The sequence below is a fragment of the Streptomyces aureus genome (genome assembly GCF_001418135.1).
Classification (GTDB): Bacteria; Actinomycetota; Actinomycetes; order Streptomycetales; family Streptomycetaceae; genus Streptomyces; species Streptomyces aureus_A.
On sequence record NZ_LIPQ01000158.1, the window covers coordinates 25,741 to 36,445 of the forward strand.

A 10,705-nucleotide genomic window follows, 5' to 3' on the forward strand; every position below is an offset into this window, starting at 1 on the left:
GCCGCCGCGCCCTCTCTAGTCCCGCAGCGCCAGGGTCATCGCCTCCAGGGCGAGCAGCGGGGCCACCTGACGGTCGAGGGCCTCGCGGCAGGCCAGGACCGCCTCGATGCGGCGGAGGGTGCGCTCCGGCGTGGTGTCGTGGGCGATCCGCTCGATCGCGTCCCGCACGTCCGTGTTGGCGAGGGCCGTGCGCGAGCGCAGCTGGAGCGCCAGGACATCGCGGTAGAAGCCGGTCAGATCGGTGAGCGCGAGGTCCAGGCTGTCGATCTGCGTCCGCTTCTTGCGCCGCTTCTGGTCCGCTTCCAGGTCCTTCATCACACCGGCCGTGCCCCGCGGCAGCCGCCCGCCGGGGCCCACGCCGAGAGCCGCCTTCAGCTCCTCCGTCTCTCGGGTGTCGGCCTCCTCCGCGACCTGGTTCGCGTCCTCCGTCGCCGTGTCGATCAGCTCCTGGGCGGCCTTCAGGCAACCGCCGACGTCGTGGACCCGCAGGGGCACCTTGAGGACGGCGGCCCTGCGCGCACGGGCCCGCTCGTCGGTGGCGAGCCGCCGGGCCCGGTCGATGTGCCCCTGGGTGGCCCGAGCGGCGGCGTGGGCCGTCTCCGGTTCGATGCCGTCACGCCGCACGAGCACGTCGGCGACCGCGTCCACCGGGGGCGTCCGGAGGTTCAGGTGGCGGCACCGGGAGCGGATCGTGGGCAGCACGTCCTCGATCGAGGGGGCGCAGAGCAGCCAGACGGTGCGGGGAGCGGGCTCCTCCACGGCCTTCAGAACCGCGTTGGCCGACTTCTCGTTCAACCGCTCGGCGTCTGCCACCAGGATGACCTGCCAGCGGCCGTTCGCGGGGGCGGTGTACGACTTGCGGACGGTGTCACGCATGTCCTCGACCCTGACCACGGCACCGACGGCGGCGACCGTGGTGATGTCGGCGTGGGTGCCGACCAGTGCCGTGTGGCAGCCGGTGCAGAACCCGCAGCCCGGCGCCCCGCCGAGCGCCCGGTCGGGGCTCACGCACTGCAGCGCGGCGGCGAACGCCCGCGCGGCCGTCGCCACCCCGGACCCCGGCGGGCCGGTGAAGAGCCAGGCGTGGGTCATCTTCGAGGCCTCGGGATCGGCCTCTCCGGCGGCATGGGCGGTCACGAGCGCGTCGGCGTCCCGCGCGGCCGCGGCGAGCTGCTCCTCGACCTTCGCCTGTCCGACCAGGTCGTCCCATACGGCCATGTCTGCCCCTCCTCAGGTACGCCCTCCATTGTGGGGCAGTCCTCTGACATCCCCCGCCGGGCGGAGGGGCGCCGCGCGGTGGCCGGGTCCCGGTGCGGGCGCCGCGCGGTGGCCGGGTCCCGGTGCGGGCGCCGCACCGTGGCCAGGTCGGGTGCGGGCGCCGCGCGGTGGCCGGGTCCCGGTGCGAGCGCCGCGCGGTGGCCGGGTCCCGGTGCGGGCGCCGCACCGTGGCCAGGTCGGGTGCGAGCGCCGCGCGGTGGCCGGGTCCCGGTGCGGGCGCCGCACGGCGGGTCGGGCCTCCTGGTCGCGGCGGGTCAGGCCTCCTTGTCGCGGCGGGTCAGCCACAGGCCGGCCGCGGAGCCGAGCAGGACCGTGCCCGTGCCGACGCTCGCCGTGACGTGGGCGGCGCCGGTCAGGTCGGCGACGGTGTTGACGTAGGCGTTGCCGAGGACGCTCGCCGTGAGCAGAAGCCAGAACAGGACACGCATCGGGATCTCCATGGGTCGAGGGGTGAGGAAGATGGTTCGATCTTCATCGGCCCGGCGCCCCGGCACAGCGGTGCCCGCCCCCGGACCGATGGTGGTGCCTGCTCCACCGCGCCTCTCGGGTCCTCCCGCATAACCTGGCGGGTATGCGTGACGCGATCAAGGAATCCGGCCGGGCGTCGCTCCATCTCCTGAGCGGCGCCGCGATCGCGATCCTCTGCTACCTGATGGTCGGCGTCGCCCTCTTCACGGCCTTCCTCACCGTCACCGTCATCGGCGCGGGCGTGCTCCCCGAGAGCGTGCTGCTGCTGCGCCGCCTGGCGGGCTGGGAGCGGCGCCGGACCGCCGCCTGGACCGGGGCGCCCGTCCCGGAGGCGTATCTGCCGCTCGAAGGACCGCTCCCCGCGCGCGTGCGGACCGCGGTCGCCGATCCGGGCACGGGGCGGGACCTGGTCTGGGCGGCCGCGCAGCTGCTCTACGGGTTGGGGGTCTGGTTCGCCTCGCTGGTGCTGTGGGCGCCCGCGCTGCTGGTCGACGGCGTGGTGACCGGGCTGGCGGGCCGGCGGCCGGTGGTGCTGCCGCTGATCGGACGGCTCGCCGACCTGGGCGCCGAGTGGTCGCGCACGCTGCTCACGCCGACCCCCTCGGCCGCGCGGGCCGCCGCGCTCGCCGCCCGAGTCGAGGAGCTCACGGCCACCCGGGCGGGCGCGATCGCCGCGCACGGTGCCGAGCTGCGCCGCATCGAACGCGATCTGCACGACGGCACACAGGCCCGTCTCGTGGCGCTCTCCATGCGGATCGGCCTGGCCAAGCGGGTGTACGACTCCGATCCCGTCACCGCCCGGAAGCTTCTCGACGACGCGCAGACGCAGGCCGAGGAGGCACTGGCCGAGCTCCGGCACGTGGTGCGCGGGATCCACCCGCCGATCCTCACCGACCGGGGTCTGACCGGGGCGGTACGGGCACTCGCCGCGAGCAGCGGCCTGGAGGTGGAGGTGTCCGTCACGGGCCTGGCCGACCACACCCCCGGCGACCGGCCGGAGCGGCCCGACGCCCCCCGCGCCCCGGCCGCCGTCGAGGCCGCCGCCTACTTCGTGGTCGCCGAGGCCCTCACCAACGCCGCCAAGCACAGCGGCGCCACCCGCGCCTCCGTCGCCCTCACCCGCGAACGGACCGCTCTTCGCGCGCGCGTGGCGGACGAGGGCCGGGGCGGCGCCGAGGCAGGCGAGAGCGGCGGCTCCGGGCTCGTCGGCATGCGCCGCCGGGTCGCCGCGCTCGACGGCACCGTACGACTGACCAGCCCCGAAGGGGGCCCGACCGTGATCGAAGTGGAGCTTCCGTGCGTGTGGTGATCGCCGAGGACAACGCCCTCCTGCGGGAGGGCCTCGTGCTGCTCCTGACCTCGTCCGGCCATGAGGTCGCCGGGGTCGCGGCCACCGGCCCCGAGGTCCTGCCGCTGCTCCTGGAACACCGCCCGGACGTGGCCGTCCTCGACGTACGGATGCCGCCCGGCTACCGCGACGAGGGGCTGCGGGCGGCGCTCGCGGCCCGCGAGCAGCTGCCGGACCTTCCGGTGCTCGTGCTCTCCCAGTACGTGGAGGAGACCTACGCCGCCGAACTCCTGGGCGGCGGCGCACGGGGCGTCGGTTATCTCCTGAAGGACCGGGTGGGCCGGGTGGACGAGTTCCTGGACGCCCTGGAACGGGTCGCCGCCGGTGGTACGGCCCTGGACCCGGAGGTCGTCACCGAGCTGCTCTCCCGCCGCCGCGACGATCCGCTGGACTCCCTCACGCCCCGGGAGCGCGAGGTCCTCGAACTGATGGCGCAGGGGCACGACAACGGCACGATCGCCCGCTCGATGGTGGTCACCGAGCGGGCCGTGCACAAGCACATCGGCAATGTCTTCCTGAAGCTCGGCCTGCCGCCGAGCGACAGCGGCGGCCACCGCCGGGTCCTCGCCGTCCTCGCCTACCTCGACGCCTGAGTCATGCCCGCCGTCGCCACGAGGGCAGGAACACCCCCGCCACCACGGTGACCACCACCGCGCCGGCGATCAGCGCCGCCTGCCCGGGCGGCAGGTACGGCAGCCCGCCCGTGAGCGCCCAGGCGAAGGCGGTCAGCGGCAGCGCGGCCACCACGACGCCGACGAGCAGGCCGGTGGCGGTCAGGAACCCCGCCTCCAGGCCGAGCATCCGTCGCAGCTGACCGGCCGACGCGCCCACCTGGCCGAGGAGGTGGAGTTCGCCGCGCCGTCCCGCGCCGATCAGGGTGAGGGTGCTGAGGACGGAGAGGAGAGTGAGGCCGCCGATCGCGGAGACGATCACGGCCGAGACGATGCCGTTGAGTTCGGCGCCCGGGGGACTCACCTGCTCGGGCAGCACGGGGGAACCCGCAGTCGCCCCGGCCGTGGACGCCAGTACGCGCGCGGGGTACGGATCGCTCATGTGCGGGGCCAGTTCGGCCTTCGGGAGCAGGAACTCGCCGAGCGCGAGCGAGCGTTCGTACACCGCCACCACCCGGAGCCGCTCCGGAGTGCCGTCCCCGAGCCGCAGTTCCACCGTCGAACCGGGCCGTACGTCCAGCGAGTCGGCCATGTCCGCGCCGACCGCGACCGTGCCCGTACGGGCGAGTCCGGCCAGATCACCCGCGACGACCCCGGGGTCGAGCGTGCCCGCCAGGCCCGCCGCGTCCACGCCGAGCACCGGAAGCCGGTCGAGGCGCGGCGCACCGGCCTCCGTGCGGGCCAGGACGACCGTCGAACGCAGCACGTCCGTGGCCGCGTCGACCCCCGGCAGCCGCCGCACCCGCTCCGCCGTCGTGCCGGTGAGCGCGAGGTCCGCGGTGGTCGCCGCCCGCGCCTGCTCGTCTGCGGCCCGGCCCATCGTCGTGCCCGCCGAGAGCTGCACGAGCGCGAAGGCGGTGACGAGGACGACCGGTACGAGCGCCGCCCCGAGGCGCCGCGAGTGGGCGCTCGCACCGGCGGCGGTGAGCCGTCCGGGCGCGCCGCCGAGCCGGCGGAACGGCAGGTCCAGGACCTTCATCGCGGCCCCGGCGATCCAGGGCCCGAGCACCGCGCACCCGGCGACCAGCGTCACCGTCGCCGCTCCGGCGGCGGCGCCGGCGGCCTCGCCGCCCTGGGCCGTGGCGGTGACGGCCGACGCCACACCCAGCAGGAGAAGCGCGATGCCGACGACCCGCCGCACGCCGCCCCTCCCGGGGCGTCCTGGCTGCCGGGCGGCGAAGAGGACGACGAGGCGGGTGATCCCCACGACCACGGCGGCGACCACGAGCGAGGCGCCGAACAGCCAGGGCGGGGAAGGGAGTTCGAGGCCCTCGGGGACGACTCCGGTACGGTCCCGCAGCACCGACCACAGCCCGAGGAACACCGGTACGGCCGCGGCCGCGCCGCACAGCGCCGCGAGCCCCGCCACCCGGGTCACCTCCCGGCCGGCCGCCGCCCGGACCTGACGGGCCGTCGCGCCGACCGAGAGCAGCAACTCCCGCTCTCCGGCCCGCTGCTGGAGCGCCTGCGCGACGAGCGAGGCGAGCACGAGTACGGCGACGAGCACGACGGTCCCGGAGACGGCCGCGAGGAGCTGGAGGAGTTCCGTGCGCGCGGGCGCCGCGGCGAGGTGTTCGGAACCGCCCCGGCCGTCGCCGGTGAGCGCCCGGAGCGGCTGCCCCGCAGCGGTGTCCTTGAGTCCGGCCGCGTCCAGGGCCGCCCGCACGCGCGCGTGGAGGGTGTCCACGGGTACGCCGGGTTCGGCGAGCACGCCGACGGCGTCGACGGAGCCCGGGTGCCCGGCGAGCTTCCGCGCCTCGGCCGCCGTGACGTACAGCGCGGCGGGCCCGTCGGCGAGGCCGACGACCTTCCGCCCGGCGACGGTGTCCCCGAGCCGTGCCCCGGCGCCGGAGCCCATGACGGCCTCTCCGGCGCCGCGCGGCTCCCGCCCGTCGACCAGCCGGTACGGGGCCAGCCGAGCCGCCTCCCAGGACCGTCCGGGGTACGCCTTCGGGTCGGCGGGAGCGCCCGCTCCCGGCTCCCGTACGACGAAGGTGTGGTCCGGCACCGCGGCCCGGACACCCGGGACCGCCCGCACCACGTCGACGGTCGCGCCCGGGATCCGGACCCGCTCGGTCAGGCCGGCCGACTGTGTCTCCGTCTCACGCCCCCACGGCTTCGTCGTCCAGCGGACCTCCTGGTCACCGGCGACGACGACGGCCGCGGCCGCGTACCGCTCCACGCGCGCGTGGCCGAGCCCCGCCGAGCCGGCGGCGAGGGCCAGGGCGCCGAGCAGCACGGTGGTGACGGCGACGGCGGCGAACACGGCCGCCCACGCCTTCCGGTGCGCCCGCAGGGAGCGGGCGGCGAGCAGCCGGACCGCCGGGTTCCCGAGCGGCTTCACCTGGACACCGCCGTCCGGCGGAACGGCTGACCGGCGTGAGCGCCGGTCGAGTCGGCGCCCGGGAGGTGCGCGCCCGTCGCGTACGCGCCCGCCCCATGAGCACCCGTCGAGTTGACGCCCCTCCCGTGAGCGCCCGCCGAGTGCCCGCCCGCCGGGTGCGCGCCCGGAAGGTGTGCGCCCAGCATCTCCCGTACCCCCGACTCGTCCGGACGGTCGAGCCGCCCGGCGAGCCTGCCCCGGTCGAGGAACACGGCCTCGTCCGTCCAGGCGGCCGCCACCGGGTCGTGGGTGACGAGGACGACGGTGGTCCCCCGCTCGTCGACCGCGCGCCGCAGCAGGGCGAGGACGCCGGCCGCCGTGACGGGGTCGAGGGCGGCGGTCGGCTCGTCGGCGAAGACGACCTCGGGGTCGTTGACCAGGGCGCGGGCGATGGCGACCCGCTGGCGCTGGCCGCCGGACAGGTTCTCCGGCCTGTCACCGGCCCGGTCCGCGAGACCGACGGCCGCGAGACCGGCGAGGGCGCGGGCATCGAGCTCCCGGCCCTCCCGGGCTCCGGCGAGGAGCAGCGGCAGGGTGACGTTCTCCCGCACGTCGAGGGCGGAGACGAGGTTCAGCGACTGGAAGACGAAGCCGATCCGGTCGCGGCGGAGCCGGGTGAGACCGGCCGCCTTCAGCGTGGCGAGGTCGGTGCCCCCGATCCTTACCGTTCCGGCCGTCGGCCGTTCGAGTCCCGCGGCGCACCGCAGCAGGGTGGACTTGCCGGAACCCGAGGGGCCCATCACCGCCACGAACCGGCCGCGCGGCACGGCCAGACTCACTCCGTCGAGCGCGGGAGCCCCGCGCCCGTACGTCCGGCCCACCCCGTCGAGGGCGAGGGCCGCATCCAGGGCGCGGGTGGCACCGCTCTCCGTCACTGCAGTCGTCGTCATACCGACAACGCTAGAAAATCGCAGGTCAGCGCGGTATGGGGGTGGCTTCCCGATAGAGGGTGGAGCTAGCTCCACCCCCCACCCGCGGGGAGAGGGTCAGCGGCGGCGCCGCGGGCCCTCGTCCTCGTCGTCGTGCGGGCCGAACAGCTCGTCCGCGAGCGTCGGCAGATCGTCGAGCGGGGTCTCCTCCGCCCAGTCGGAGCGGCGGCGGGGCCGGCCGTTCTCGTCCAGCTGGGGCAGCTCGCGGGTCCGGTCGTTCGCCCCCTGCGGCTGCTGCCGGGCGGGCCCTGCGTCCCGGAAGATGCCCTGCGGCACCCGGTCGACCGGGTCGGACCCCGGGGTGTCCCGGACGGCCGGCAGCACGGCGGTCGACTCGGCGTCCCGCACCGGAGGCAGGACGGCGGTCTCGTCGGCCGCGCGCTCCGCACCGATCCGGGGCAGGACGCTCGTCTCCGCCTCCGGCTTCGTCATCCTCACGATCGGCGTGGCGACGGTGACCTCCTCGGGCGAGACGGTCGGCTCGTCCGACTCCGCGGCCGGCTTCCCTTCCCGCGCCCCGGCCGTCTTCCCGGCCCGCGGCGTGTTCGGCTTCGCGATCCGCGGATCGGGCTTCACGATCGGGGTCGCCTGGGTGACCTCGTTGGCCGAGAGCTCGACGGCCGCGGCCTCGGCGGCACGCGCGGCCCGCTCGGCGGCGGCGTCCGCCTCGGCCTCGGCCTTCTCCCGCGCGGCCTTCGCGTCGGCGGCGGCCTTCGCCTCCGACGCCGCCTTCTTCTCCGCGGCGACACGCTCGGCGGCGGCCCTGGCCGCCTCGGCGCGGAGGGCGGCGGCGGCTTCCGCCTCGGCGCGCTCGGCCGCGGCGCGCTCCGCCGCGGCCCTGGCGGCCGCCTCGGCCGCGATCTTCTCTGCGGCCGCCTTCGCCGCGGCCTCCTCCGCCGCCTTCGCGGCAGCCGCGGCCTCGGCCATCCGGCGGGCCTCCTCGGCGCGGAGCAGGGCCTCCTCCGCCTTGCGCTGCTTCTCCAGGCGGCGTTCCTCCGCCTCGGCCCGCAGCCGGGCCTCCTCCTCGGCCTCCCTGCGGAGCCGCTCCTCTTCCTCCTTGCGGGCCTTCTCCTCGGCCGCGAGGCGCCTGCGCTCCTCCTCGGCGGCGGCCTCGGCGGCGATGCGGGCCTCCTCGGCCTTGCGCCGGGCCTCCTCCGCCTGGCGCTCGGCCTCCAGACGGCGCGCCTCTTCCTCCTCGCGCCGCTTGCGCTCCTCCTCCTCGGCCCGGAGCTTGGCGAGCTGCTCCTGGCGCTCGCGCTCCAGTCGCTCCTCCTCGGCCTTGCGGGCGGCTTCCTCCTCGGCGCGGCGGCGCGCCTCCTCCTCGGCCTTCCGGCGGGCCTCCTCGACGGCCTTCACCTCGGCCTCGGAGAGCGGCAGCATCCGGTCGAGCCGGTGGCGTACGACGGTGGTGACGGCCTCGGGCTCCTGCCCGGCGTCGACGACGAGGTAGCGGCCGGGGTCGGCGGCCGCGAGGGCGAGGAATCCGGCCCGTACGCGCGCGTGGAACTCCGGCGGCTCGGACTCCAGGCGGTCGGGTGCCTCGGTGAACCGTTCCCGCGCGGTCTCCGGGGAGACGTCGAGGACCACGGTCAGGTGCGGGACGAGCCCGTCGGTCGCCCAGCGCGAGATGCGGGCGATCTCGGTCGGGGAGAGGTCACGGCCCGCGCCCTGGTAGGCGACGGACGAGTCGATGTACCGGTCGGAGAGGACGACGGCGCCCCGCTCCAGGGCCGGCCGGACCAGGGAGTCGACGTGCTCGGCGCGGTCGGCCGCGTACAGCAGCGCCTCGGCGCGGTTCGAGAGGCCCGCCGACGACACGTCGAGGAGGATCGACCGGAGGCGCTTGCCGATGGGGGTGGCGCCGGGCTCGCGGGTGACGACGACCTCGTGGCCCTTGGCCCGGATCCACTCGGCGAGCGCCTGGACCTGGGTGGACTTGCCGGCGCCGTCGCCGCCCTCCAGGGCGATGAAGAAACCGGTCGGGGAGGGCGCCTGCACCGGGTCGGAGCCGCGCAGCGCGTCGCGCAGGTCGCGGCGGAGCGGGACACCCGCCCGGTCGTCGGTCTTCGCGAGGACGAGCGCGGCAACCGGCAGCAGCAGGGCACCGATCAGGGCGAGCGTGAAGGCGGCGCCGCCGTGCTCGAAGACGAAGGTCCCCGAGTCGGAGGCGAGCCGGTGCGGTCCGATCGCGGCGGCGAGCAGCGGCGCGGCGAGCGCGCCGACCGCCATGCCGACGCGGGCGGTGGCCTGGAGGTGCTCGGTGGTGCGGGCCCGGCGGGGCTCCTCGGTCTCCTGGTCGACCAGGGTGTGTCCGGTGTTCGCGGCGACTCCGGCGGCGTATCCGGCGAGGACGGCGAGGAGCAGCACGGTCGCCGTGTCCGGCACCAGGCCCATCGCGATCAGCGCGACCCCGGTGACCGCGGTCACGAGCGCGAGCAGCCGGCGCCGGGACAGGACGGGCAGGACCGAGCGGGCGGTGCGGATGCCGAGGGCGGTGCCGCCGCTGAGCGCGAGGACGAGCAGCGCGTACGTGACGGGCCCGCCGCCCAGGTCGTAGGCCTGGAGTACGGCGACGGACGCGGCCGCGGCGATGGCCCCGGCGACGGTGGCGCAGGTCAGGACGAGCAGTGAGAGGGCTCCGGTACGGCCCTTCTCGGCGCCTCCCTCGGCACCCTTCCCGGTCGGCCGGCGCAGTCCCTCCAGGGGCGAGCGGGGCCGGGGGGTGTCCCCGCCGGGCAGCGCCATGGCGTACAGGACGGTGACGGAGGCGGCGAACAGACCTGCGGCGACGTACGAGCCGAGGGCGGCCTGGTGCAGCGTGAACCAGTCGATTCCGGCGCCGAGCAGGTTGCCGATCAGGGTGGCGACGAGCAGGACGGCGGCCGCGGCGGGGACGGCGAGGAAGCCGGTGCGCTGGGAGAGCCGGCGCAGCGCGCCGAGGTGGTCGGGCAGCGGCCGTACGGCCCCGCCCTCGATCGGCGGAGCGGGCAGCAGCGCGGGCGCGGCGCCCTCGCGGCTGATCGTCCAGAGCCGCTCGGCCGCGCCGGTGACGAAGACGGTGCCGAGCAGGTACCAGAGGGCGCTGCCGGGGGTCCAGTCGATCCACAGCGGTGCGATGACGAGCAGCGCGATCCGGACGCCGTCGGCGCCGATCATGGTCCAGCGCCGGTCGAGCGCGCCGCCGGGTCCGGTGAGCGCGGTCAGCGGGCCGAGGAGGACGGCCCCGAAGAGGACGGAGGCGAGCAGCCGGGCGCCGACGACGGCGGCCACGGCGAACGCGGCACCCCTTTCACCCCCGCCGAGCGCGCCCTCGGCCACGGCGGCCTGGAGGCCGAGGAGGACGAGCACGAGCAGGGCGAGCGCGTCGCCGGTGCTGCCGACGAAGTGGGCGCTCCACAACCTGCGCAGCGGCTGATGGCGCAACAGGGCGCGTACGGCACGCTCCCTGGAATCCGCGACGAGTGCGGCGTCGGAATCGCCGAGGCGGTCTGGCTGCTCTGCTCGCGTCATCCGTCCACCCTATCCGGACGGCCTCGCTCCCCGCGGCCTCCGCCCGAACATCCGGACGAGCCTGTGACAGGACGAACAGAAGACGAACACAGGAACGGAAGGCGGGGGTGGAGGCAGC

The 10,705-nt window shown here is 76.3% G+C and carries 7 protein-coding genes; 2 read left to right on the forward strand and 5 right to left on the reverse strand.

The window, feature by feature from the left end:
- Positions 1-15 precede the first annotated feature (15 nt).
- Together AOK00_RS15065 and AOK00_RS39440 are read right to left on the reverse strand one after the other, a co-directional pair.
- Positions 16-1,218 carry a DNA polymerase III subunit delta' gene (locus tag AOK00_RS15065; RefSeq protein WP_055600822.1) on the reverse strand — a complete coding sequence of 401 codons (1,203 nt, stop codon included), beginning with the start codon at positions 1,216-1,218 and terminating at the stop codon, positions 16-18.
- 314 nt (positions 1,219-1,532) lie between these two features.
- Positions 1,533-1,706 (reverse strand): hypothetical protein, encoded by a 174-nt coding sequence (locus AOK00_RS39440; RefSeq protein WP_173861566.1) that lies wholly within the window; start codon positions 1,704-1,706, stop codon positions 1,533-1,535.
- A gap of 143 nt (positions 1,707-1,849) precedes the next feature.
- On the opposite strand from AOK00_RS39440, the gene AOK00_RS15075 reads away from it, so the two are divergent.
- Positions 1,850-3,055: a sensor histidine kinase gene (locus AOK00_RS15075; RefSeq protein ID WP_055600824.1), complete on the forward strand. Its 1,206-nt coding sequence runs from the start codon at positions 1,850-1,852 to the stop codon at positions 3,053-3,055.
- Complete coding sequence (locus tag AOK00_RS15080; RefSeq protein WP_055600825.1) at positions 3,043-3,687, forward strand: response regulator; 645 nt, start codon at positions 3,043-3,045, stop codon at positions 3,685-3,687. The genes AOK00_RS15075 and AOK00_RS15080 overlap by 13 nt, the downstream gene beginning before the upstream one ends.
- 1 nt (position 3,688) lies before the next feature.
- On the opposite strand, the gene AOK00_RS15085 is transcribed toward AOK00_RS15080, so the two are convergent.
- From AOK00_RS15085 to tmk, 3 genes are all read right to left on the reverse strand, one after another.
- Entirely contained in the window at positions 3,689-6,109 is a 2,421-nt protein-coding gene (locus tag AOK00_RS15085; RefSeq protein WP_055600826.1) for an FtsX-like permease family protein, read from the reverse strand.
- Entirely contained in the window at positions 6,106-7,038 is a 933-nt protein-coding gene (locus AOK00_RS15090; protein ID WP_254047374.1) for an ABC transporter ATP-binding protein, read from the reverse strand. Before AOK00_RS15090 ends, AOK00_RS15085 begins: the two co-directional genes overlap by 4 nt.
- A 96-nt stretch (positions 7,039-7,134) precedes the next feature.
- Positions 7,135-10,587 carry a dTMP kinase gene (tmk, locus tag AOK00_RS15095; RefSeq protein ID WP_079042014.1) on the reverse strand — a complete coding sequence of 1,151 codons (3,453 nt, stop codon included), beginning with the start codon at positions 10,585-10,587 and terminating at the stop codon, positions 7,135-7,137.
- Positions 10,588-10,705: the final 118 nt, after the last annotated feature.